We start from the raw sequence: 8,292 nt of genomic DNA, 5'->3' as shown, positions 1-8,292 counted from the left end.
TGGTTATCAATCAGTCACAAAGACTGATGCTGAAATTTTCGACCCTCGCTGCGGCTTGGCGCAAGAAAAATCAGTAGGTCGACAAAGCGGGAACTCCGTCCAGCTCTGCCGAGCCGGACGACTTTTTCCCCGAGTCCGCCTTGCTACTGTAGGTGTCGAGATGCGCCTTGGGATCGGGCTGCCGCATGTCCACCTTCCCCTGGAAGAAGGCGCCATATTCGATGCTGATTCGCCCCGCGCACACGTTTCCCGTCAAGCTTCCACCGCTATGGACTTCCACGCGATCGGTTGCTGTAATGTTTCCGTCTAAGGTTCCCCGCACTATCACTTCGCCCGCTTGCACATCGGAATTCACGATGGCATCGCGCCCGACGGCCACGTGGCACTGTGGGAGCGAGATCGGTCCATCGATCTTGCCTTCGATGTGAAGCGGTTCGGAGCCGCTCACTTCTCCCTTAATGACGAGAGATTTGCCAATGTATGTGATGCGCTCGTCCGAACGTGGACGGTTAACCGCGGGTGCAGCGCTCGCACTCGCAGGAGAGGTTTTAGGTTCAGGGATTGACGGTTGCGACGGACTGCCATTTGGACGGGAGGGACTCCACATGGGGTGATTCCTTCTACAAAATAAGGTGTTGGTAAGCCCTGTTGTATCTCGGACTAGCGCCGCCTGAATAGGTACCGTAAGGTCATGGCCGGAGATTCTTCATATTCCCGGCGTGAAGATACTGCTCCGCAGAGGTCCCGGGGTATATTCGAAATTGTCCGTGGGCCAAGTTGCGGTAAGGAAACAAGCACACGCAAGATCGCTTATGAGACGCTAGCTCGGGGAAGCTCAATTTCGACCATCAGACCGTGGGGCTGAGCGTTACGCGCACTCACACTACCTCCGTGCAATCTTGCAACTTCTTGCGTGATGGCGAGCCCGATGCCTGTGCCACCCGAGCGATGCTCGCGCGCATCGCTTAACCGGTAAAACGGCCGAAAGATCTTGGACAACTCGGCCTCAGGCACGCCAGGTCCGTGGTCACGCACCACTACACGGGAGAGCTTTCCATCACATCTCAGCTCGATTTGTATGTTGCTTTCCGGGGGAGCATAACGAACCGAATTGCGAACGACATTCTCAATTGCGCTGTGCAAAAGTTCGTGTGAGCCTCGAACTTCACAGTCTTCCGCGCCTTCCACGTGGACTTGGCAATGTTTAGCGCTGGCCTCGAAGCCAGCGTCCTGTGCAATCTGATCGAGTAGCGCACGCAGTGAAACCGTAACGTGCTGAGGGGGATCCACCAGCGCTTTGACGCGAGCAAGCGTGAGCAGTCTGCCGATCATTTCGTTCAGACGCTCGGATTCCTGCTCGATGCGATCCAGCGCTGAGGTAGCCTGTTCTCCTGCCCATTTCCTTGCCAGCCCAAGGGCGACATTCAAGCGCGCCAATGGCGACCGCAGTTCGTGGGATATGTCGCGAAGCAATTGCTGTTGCGCGTCCATCAGGCGCTGGATTCTCTCCGCCATTTGGTTGAAGTCGCGTACCAGTTCGCCCATCTCATCGCGCCGGCTGCCCAGGCCAGGTGCTGCGCGAGCTGCGAAGTCGCCAGCAGCAATGCTGCTTGCGGCAGAGCGCAAACGCAGAACGGGGTACGTGAGATACCGCGTGAGCGCGTAACACACCATGCCCGAGATCAGGACGGCCAGGGTCCAACGCAAGAGCTGTTGCCGCAAGGTACCACGAAAGATCCCAGGAGCGCGTCGCGGCAATTCCGCGGCGAAGAGGTAACGCTTGCCGGATACGCTCTGAGTTGGCGCAACCGCAAAAGCAAAGTTGCCATGCATTTCGATCTGAGTTTGGCCAGTCGACTTCGCTTGCGCAAGTAGATCCGAATCGGGATTTGCAAGGTCGCCAGCAAGATTATGCAAGTCATCGCTGAGCAGCACAGCGCGAATGTGCGAGCTTTGGTTCAGCTGCCGTAAAAAGTCACTCGCAGCTTGCGCTCCGTGCCGTTCGAATACCTCGGCGGCAGATGAGGCGTACAAAGCTACGGCATCTCCCGTGAGCGACTGACGTGTAGGATTTACTTCACTTTCAAGATTCAGCACAACGGCAAAGGCTAGCGCGATGAGCACCATGGTGAGCCAGAACCAGAGAAAGATCTTGAGAAAGATGCTCCTCATCACTCAGTTCGCGCTCTTCTCTGCCAACGGATAGATGTAACCCACGCCACGGATAGTCTGGATACGTTCTTCGCCGTCAGACCGGTCGCCGAGTTTCTTTCGCAGATTGCTCACGTGGACATCCAGACTCCGATCGAGTGCCGAGAGTTTGCGGCCCAATACCTCCTGCGCGAGATTCTCGCGCTCGACTACCCGGCCGGCCGAGCGCAGCAACTGCTCGAGCAAATTGAACTCCACTGCGGTGAGCTCGACCTTCTCGCCCGCGCGCTGCACCTTGCGCGTGCCAGGATCTAGCTCAACGTCGCCGACCTTTAGCTTGTCATCAGGCCCGCGAGTTGCGGCTTCACGCGTTCTGCGCAGGATGGCACGGATTCGCGCCAGCAGCTCTCTGGGATTGAATGGCTTGGGCAAATAGTCGTCAGCCCCGATTTCCAGTCCAACGATGCGGTCAATATCTTCTCCGCGTGCCGTCAGGATCAGAACCGGCACGTTCGATTTCAGTCGCAGATTGCGCAAAACCTCGAGACCTCCCATATCGGGAAGCATGAGGTCAAGCACGATCAGGCTGTAATCGCCGGAAACGGCTCGCTCCAGCCCCTTTGGCCCATCATGCGCCGCCTCTACCTGAAATCCTTCCGGCTCCAGGAACTGGGTGACGAGCTGATAAAGATCTACGTCGTCGTCGACGATGAGAATGCGTTCCATGGCGATTGTCGCGGACGGCTCTATCTCCGGTTGGCAGTTTAAATAAGTCACAAGCATTAGAGGCAACTTCTAAGTCGTTGGAACCACAGCTTTAGAGTTCTTTACATAGTCTTTCCCGAGTCTTAACGGTCGTTCTCCCCACTCATGGGTCTAACAGGGTACGAGGGAAGGGCAATGAAGCATATTCAACGTAAATGGATCGTAATTTTGGCGCTATTCGTCGCCATTGCGGCGCTGGGTGCCTTTACTCTGCGCGGAGGCGATAAGCCTGCATACACAACGCAGCGCGTGCAGCAGGGCGACATCCGCCAGTTGGTGCAGGCGACCGGCACGATCGACGCGGTCACTACGGTTCAGGTCGGATCGCAGATTTCCGGCACGATTTCGAAGCTCAACGCCGACTTCAATACCAGAGTGAAAAAGGGTCAGGTAGTTGCTGAGCTCGATCCGGCGCTGTTCCAGGGAGCTCTGCTCCAGGCGCAAGCCGATCTGCAGAACGCTGAAGCCACGGCGGCAGCGGCCAAAGCCGAACTACTGAAGGCTCAGGCTACTGCCGCGCAGACCCAGAAAGCCTACGAGCGCAGCGACGCCCTCGCGAAAGAAGGAGTCATTGCGGCGCAGCAGCTTGACATTGACAAAGCTACGTCCGAATCCAATCAGGCTGGAGTCGCGTCGGCGGCCGCGCAGGTAAAGCAGGCGAATGCGCAAGTCGCGCAGAAGCTGGCCGCAGTGAAGGTGGCGCAAACCAATCTTGATCACACCATTATTCGTTCCCCGATCGATGGAACGGTGACCGCGCGCAGCATCGACGTCGGCCAGACCGTCGCCGCTTCTTTGCAGGCGCCTACGCTGTTCACCATCGCGCAGGACTTGACCAAGATGCGGGTCTATGCAAAGACCGATGAATCCGATGTGGGACAAATCCGTCCGGGGCAGCCTGGAACGTTCAGCGTCGACGCATTTCCCAACGAAGTCTTCCGTGGAACGGTAGAGCAAGTTCGTATGAATCCGACCACAGTACAAAACGTCGTGACGTATGACACGGTCATCGCCTTTGACAATCCGCAGCAGAAGCTGTTCCCGGGAATGACCGCTTACGTGACCATTCCCGTGGCACAAGCGGCAAACGTGATTGAAGTTCCGAATGCTGCGCTGCGCTTCAAGCCCGACCTGAGCGCCGACAAACTACAGCAGCTCTTTGCGGCCAATGGCATTCAGTCCTCCGGCAAGGGGCGGCAGTCGCAGCAGGCGGTGGTCTGGAAACTCGACGGAACCAAGAATCTTGTTCCCGTTCAGATCGTCGCCGGCCTTACCGACCACGTGAACACAGCGGTGACAAAAGTGGTCGCGGGCGGATTGAACGCTGGCGATGTGATTGTGACCGGCAAAGCCGACGCGAGCAAACCAGCAGCGTCGGCCGCGCGAAGCAACGCATCGCCAGCCACTCCGCGTGTCGGTGGTATGGGTGGCGGCGGCAACAGGATGGGACGCTAGGAGGTGTGTGATGACAACGATGCTTGCAGAACAGGAACTCGTAAGACAGGAAGCACAGGAAGAGTACGTAGCGATCCGCGTTCAGGACGTGCACCGGATCTACCAGCTCGGTGAAAACCGGGTGCACGCCCTGCGCGGCATCAACCTCGACGTCGCGAAGGGAGAGTTCGTCGCGATCATGGGGTCGAGCGGCAGCGGCAAGTCAACGCTGATGAATATTCTGGGCTGCCTCGATCGTCCCACTTCGGGCGACTACTTCCTCGATGGCGTGAATGTAGCCCAGCTCCCGAAAAAGGAGCTGGCTGCCATTCGCAATCGACGCCTTGGATTTGTGTTCCAGGGATTCAATCTGCTGGCCCGCACCACGGCGCTGGAGAACGTTGAGTTACCAACGCTGTATGCGAAGCTCGACGTCGAAGAGCGCCTGCGCCGCGCTAAGCACGCACTGGAAATGGTGGGACTGGGAGAGCGATTCGACCATTTTCCGTCGCAGCTCTCAGGCGGACAGCAACAGCGAGTCGCGATCGCCAGGGCGCTAGTCAATCAACCGTCGATTCTCCTGGCCGACGAGCCGACGGGAAACCTCGACAGCCGCACGTCGGTTGAGATCATGAGCATTCTTCAAACTCTGAATGACGAAGGGCTCACGATCATACTGGTCACCCATGAGCTGGACATCGCTCAATTTGCGCGGCGGGTGATTACATTCCGCGATGGCAAGATTCGTCGCGATGAGATGGTCACGGACCGTCCGCGCGCAGCCGAGGTACTGGCCGAGATGCCCACAGTGGAACAGGATTGAAGGTAAGTTATGGAACTCGTAGAAATTCTAAAAATCGCATTGCGGGCACTCGCACGTAACAAGCTGCGCTCAGCGTTGACTATGCTGGGAATCATCATTGGAGTAGGAGCGGTGATCGCGATGGTCGGCATCGGCAATGGAGCGCAGAAGGAAGTGCAGGATCGCATCGCCGCCATGGGGACGAATCTTCTTTATATCTCCGCGGGCAGCGTAAACAAAGGCGGCACGCGGACCGGCGCCGGCGCCACGCAGACGCTGGTTGCCTCCGATGTAATCGCGATCCTGCGCGAGGCTCCTGCAGTGGCCAATGCCGCTCCGAGTTCTTCGGCGAGCACGCAGTTGGTCTACGGCAATCAGAACTGGGCCACCACGGTGACGGGAACTGAGCCGCAGTATTTCGACATCCGCGCGTGGGACATGGCGAGAGGCGCTTCCTTCACCGAAGACGACGCAAGGACTGCGGCCAACGTAGCCGTAATCGGCGATACCGTACGCCAGAACCTGTTTGGGAATAGCGATCCGGTCGGTCAAACAATCCGTGCCGGCAATCTGCCCTTTACCGTTGTGGGAGTGCTCACCGCCAAGGGAACATCAGGCATGGGCGGCGATCAGGACGACGGCATCTACGTCCCCATTACCACGCTGCAGAAGAAGATCACCGGCCAGGACTGGCTGCGCAACATCATGGTCTCCGCCAAGTCGCAGCAGGAGAGCTATGCCGCGCAAGACCAGATCACGCAGATCCTGCGCGACCGGCACCGCATCCGCCAGGGCGATCCGGACGACTTCACCATCCGCAACCTGGCCGACGTAGCTGAACTCGCCGACCAGTCTGCACAAGTAATGACCATGCTGCTGGCATCGATTGCAGGCGTCTCGCTGATCGTAGGCGGCATCGGCATCATGAATATCATGCTGGTGTCAGTAACCGAGCGCACGCGGGAAATCGGTATTCGCGTAGCCATCGGCGCTACCGAACAGGACGTACAACGCCAGTTCCTTCTGGAGTCCGTAGTACTGAGCCTGCTCGGCGGCGCAATCGGAATTCTCGTCGGTATTGGCAGCTCGGTGCTGATCACCTACGTCCTGCACTGGAGTGTTTCCGTGTCGGTACTCGCAGTCGGAGCGGCCGTGATCTTCTCAACCGCGATCGGCATCGCGTTTGGCTACTATCCCGCAAGGAAAGCAGCTCGCCTCGATCCGATCGAAGCACTGCGCTTCGAATAGTTCTTGAAGGATGGAGAGCAGCCAGCACAAAATGCACTGCTCTCCAACCCGGACTCTAGCTTGAGAGAAAGTTGACCGATGCGAAGATCCTGGGCGCCGGTGATTCGTCCAAAGCTGCTTCCGGGGCCATCCATCCTGTGAATCTCCAAATTCCCTCTTTTTTCACTGTTAAGGCTCAGATCAGTGAATTTAACAGCGAAAAGAACAGCGAATTTTTTCTCCGAATGGCAAACCCGCATGGATACTGGAGAAAACGAGTGAGACCAGGGAAATAACAGTGAATGAACAGTGAATTTGGTCGACACGAGTTCTGCGGTGTCTCGCCTGCATCTGCGCGCGATTGACCGTCGCATGCTAGGAGCCTCTCCCAGCGCCCAAGTCGTCCAAAAAATCTATTTTGACTCGATCCCATGATCTAAAGGACTTACGCGACGAGATCCCATGAGATCCCATCGAAGATCCCATGGACGCGATGGGATCTCGGTGGGATATCCCACAAATCTCAGTGGGATCGGCATGGGATGATCCCATCTGCATGATGGGATCTCGGTGGGATCGAAGTTGCCGCGAGCGGCTGCTGTGATCTATCTCTTGTCCGCAGCGAGGTGTCGGAAAGGCACAGCCCGACGGTTCCCCGCCCGGATGTAAGCACTCCGCATGGCTACTCCATTCCCGAAATGAAAGTGCATGCGACATTGCTTTGCGCATGATGCCGGAATTGCCCAGAAAAAGGAAGTTTCGTCCGTTGCCCGCCAAATTTTTTCAGCAAGACGCATCAACAACTTGCAAGCCAAAGAAAAAATATTTGAGCAATCCGTTGCTCTACAAGAGTTCACCGGCCTGCCTGTGGAAGAGCTGTTCCGGAAAGAAGCCACTGGATGGTTCGACCTGCACAGTTGTAAAGCTCAGGAGCTACTCATTCCGATCAGGCGCTTCGGCCTCGATCATTGGAAGGCGCTATGAAAGAAAGGGGCTTAACACTCCCGCAACGAGCCTTGGAACTTCCCCAGTTCGAGAGTATGTGCCGTTAAATTTCGGTGGCCTGATTACCAAGCCAGCTTTTCTGGTAAGAATTCCGCGAAAAGATCGTCGTAGTACGGTTTCAATTCCTTGAGATTTGGTTTGGTATGACCCTTTGAATACAGGTCGTATGGATTGAACTTCTTTACCCACTCGAGCATCGCCCGATCTTTTTCGTTTTGCAGGTGTTGGTAAGCGCCATGCCGGTGCCATGCGTAAAAGGAATGGAAGCGAAGCATGTATAGAGCTTCATCGCGCAGGTACGGCTTCATCACTTCTGCGATGTAGCCGTCATGCCCGAAGGACATGTGCACGTTTTCAAGGCCGCAGCTCGGTTCGTAGATTCCATCCTTCCTTTGGTACTTGGAAACGTTTCGGTCCGGGTTGTTGGCGAAGTACTCGGGGAAAACAATCTGGTCAGCCCAAGCGCAACCCACGGGGAACGTATCTCCAACCACGCCCCACTGTGGTTCGCCATAGAGACAAAGACATTTGCCCAGATCGTGAACAAAGCCCACTAGAACCATCCAGCGCGGATGACCATCACGGCGGATTGCCTCGGAGGTCTGCAGCAGGTGCTCGAGCTGTGTGAGGTCGGTATCGGGATCGCTGTCGTCGACTAGTGTGTTCAGATATTCAGCCGCCTCCCAAACGCTCTTTTTCCCGCGCTTGAGGCCGAAGTGCTGCTTTTCCTTTTCGAGCACATAGTCGACTGTCTGATATTGATGATTCAGCCGGTAGAACTCCGCGACTCCGGGAGTTGCTTTTTCGTCGTACTGGCGGAACTCCGATTCCGACTTGCCTTCCTTGTAGCGGCCTTCGACGAAATCATCCCACTGTTCCAGATTGGAAAGCGGTTCTGTTGCCGGACG

The 8,292-nt window shown here is 56.7% G+C and carries 7 protein-coding genes; 3 read left to right on the top strand and 4 right to left on the bottom strand.

The features are described 5' to 3' along the window. Positions 1–70: 70 nt before the first annotated feature. The 3 genes from VNX88_05820 to VNX88_05810 form a co-directional block, all read right to left on the bottom strand. Positions 71–607, bottom strand: coding sequence for a polymer-forming cytoskeletal protein (locus tag VNX88_05820; GenBank protein ID HWY68161.1), 537 nt, complete (start codon positions 605–607; stop codon positions 71–73). Between the two features lie 203 nt (positions 608–810). Beyond that, positions 811–2,172: an ATP-binding protein gene (locus VNX88_05815; GenBank protein HWY68160.1), complete on the bottom strand. Its 1,362-nt coding sequence runs from the start codon at positions 2,170–2,172 to the stop codon at positions 811–813. Between the two features lie 3 nt (positions 2,173–2,175). After that, positions 2,176–2,877, bottom strand: a complete 702-nt coding sequence (locus tag VNX88_05810; GenBank protein HWY68159.1) for a response regulator transcription factor — start codon at positions 2,875–2,877, stop codon at positions 2,176–2,178. A gap of 174 nt (positions 2,878–3,051) precedes the next feature. On the opposite strand from VNX88_05810, the gene VNX88_05805 reads away from it, so the two are divergent. From VNX88_05805 to VNX88_05795, 3 genes are read left to right on the top strand one after another with little or no spacing between them, the layout of a single operon-like run. Continuing rightward, the gene (locus VNX88_05805) at positions 3,052–4,371 is read left to right on the top strand and encodes an efflux RND transporter periplasmic adaptor subunit (GenBank protein ID HWY68158.1); all 1,320 of its coding nucleotides are present in this window, start codon (positions 3,052–3,054) and stop codon (positions 4,369–4,371) included. Between the two features lie 10 nt (positions 4,372–4,381). Next, on the top strand, positions 4,382–5,173 hold the full coding sequence (locus VNX88_05800) for an ABC transporter ATP-binding protein (GenBank protein HWY68157.1): 792 nt from the start codon (positions 4,382–4,384) through the stop codon (positions 5,171–5,173). A 9-nt stretch (positions 5,174–5,182) separates the two neighbouring features. Continuing rightward, on the top strand, positions 5,183–6,400 hold the full coding sequence (locus VNX88_05795) for an ABC transporter permease (GenBank protein ID HWY68156.1): 1,218 nt from the start codon (positions 5,183–5,185) through the stop codon (positions 6,398–6,400). A 1,046-nt stretch (positions 6,401–7,446) separates the two neighbouring features. Here VNX88_05795 and VNX88_05790 read toward each other — a convergent pair. Further along, positions 7,447–8,292, bottom strand: an 846-nt coding sequence (locus VNX88_05790; protein ID HWY68155.1) for an inositol oxygenase family protein, incomplete at its 5' end; no start/stop codon positions are given.

This window comes from Terriglobales bacterium (genome assembly GCA_035567895.1).
Lineage (GTDB): Bacteria > Acidobacteriota > Terriglobia > Terriglobales > Acidobacteriaceae > Gp1-AA112.
Note: the sequence above shows the minus strand (reverse complement) of the source record. Positions and strands in the feature narration are given on the sequence as shown.